This is a genomic window from Stenotrophomonas sp. 2YAF22 (assembly GCF_052114665.1).
GTDB classification, from domain to species: Bacteria; Pseudomonadota; Gammaproteobacteria; order Xanthomonadales; family Xanthomonadaceae; genus Stenotrophomonas; species Stenotrophomonas indicatrix.
The window spans coordinates 1-1240 of the sequence record NZ_JBFRFE010000882.1 but is presented as its reverse complement, the minus strand read 5'-3'; the positions used below and the strand labels follow the sequence as shown (position 1 = coordinate 1240).

The 1240-nt window shown below is 69.9% G+C and carries 1 protein-coding gene; it reads left to right on the top strand.

What is annotated here, in order from left to right:
* The coding region (locus AB4Y84_RS21960) for an ABC transporter permease (protein WP_442250971.1) at window positions 1-1240 on the top strand (1240 nt) is incomplete at both ends.

The following is a 1240-nucleotide window of genomic DNA, read 5'->3' as shown; positions in this document are numbered from 1 at the left end:
CGCGTGCTCAACCGCTCGTTCGCTGCCTTGCCGCCGGCCTCGCTGCTGGCCTATGTGGCTGCGCTGGCGGCCAGCCTGGTACTGGCGGTGCAGGTCACCGGCGATCTGAAACTGGCACTGTGGGTGCTCGGTGGCCTGGCCGGGCTGGCGGTGGCCGCCGGCGTGGTCGGGTTCCTGCTGCTGCAGCTGCTGCGCGGCCTGCAGCACCGCCTGCACGGCAACTGGCGGTTGGGCCTGGCGGCGCTGACGCGGCGGCGGATGCTGGCGGTGATGCAGCTGGTGGGGCTGTCACTGTCGCTGTGCGCCCTGCTGTTGCTGGCGGTGATCGGCCCCGGCCTGCTGCAGCAGTGGCGCGAGCGCCTGCCTGCGGACACGCCCAATTATTTCCTGATCAACATCCAGCCCGAGCAGCGCGACAGCGTGCTGGCTGCACTGCAGGGCCTGGGTGCGCACGATGCCAGCATCGAACCGATGGCCACCGGCCGCCTGATCGCGATCAACGGCAAGCCGCCGCTGCGGGTCGACCGCACGCCGGCCGAGGACACTCAACCGCAGGGCGAAGGCCAGCGCGACGACGATGACGAGAACCGGCCGCTGAACTTCAGTTGGCGCAGCACGTTCCCGCCGGCCAATACGCTGGTCAACGGCACCTTCTGGAAGCCGGACAGCACCGCCGCCGAGGCCTCGGTGGAGATCGGCTGGGCCAAGCGCTACGGCGTGTACCCGGGTGACCGCATCACCATTGCGGTGGGCGAGCAGCAGCGCGAGTTCAGCGTTACCAGCGTGCGCAAGGCCGACTGGAATACCTTCCGGCCGAACTTCTTCGTGTTGTTGAATCCGAACGCGGTGGGCGATACGCCGCACAATCTGCTGTCGGCGTTCCACCTGCCGGCGGGACAGGCTGCGGGTCTCGGGGCCCTTGTGCGCGCGCAACCGAACCTGTCGCTGCTGGACGTGGATGCGGTGATCTCGCAGGTGCGCGATGTGATGGAACGGGTAGCGCAGGCGGTGCAGCTGGTGATGGTGTTCAGCCTGCTGGCCGGCGTGCTGGTGCTGCTGGCGGCACTGCAGGCGACGGCTGGCGAGCGCCGCTATGACAGCGCGGTGCTGCGCACGCTGGGTGCGACGCGGCGCCAGCTGCGTGGCGCGGTACTGGTCGAGTTCGGTGCGCTGGGCGCGCTGGCTGCGCTGCTGGCGGTGGGCGCGGCAGCGGTGATCGGCGTGGCGGTGTCGCAGAAGG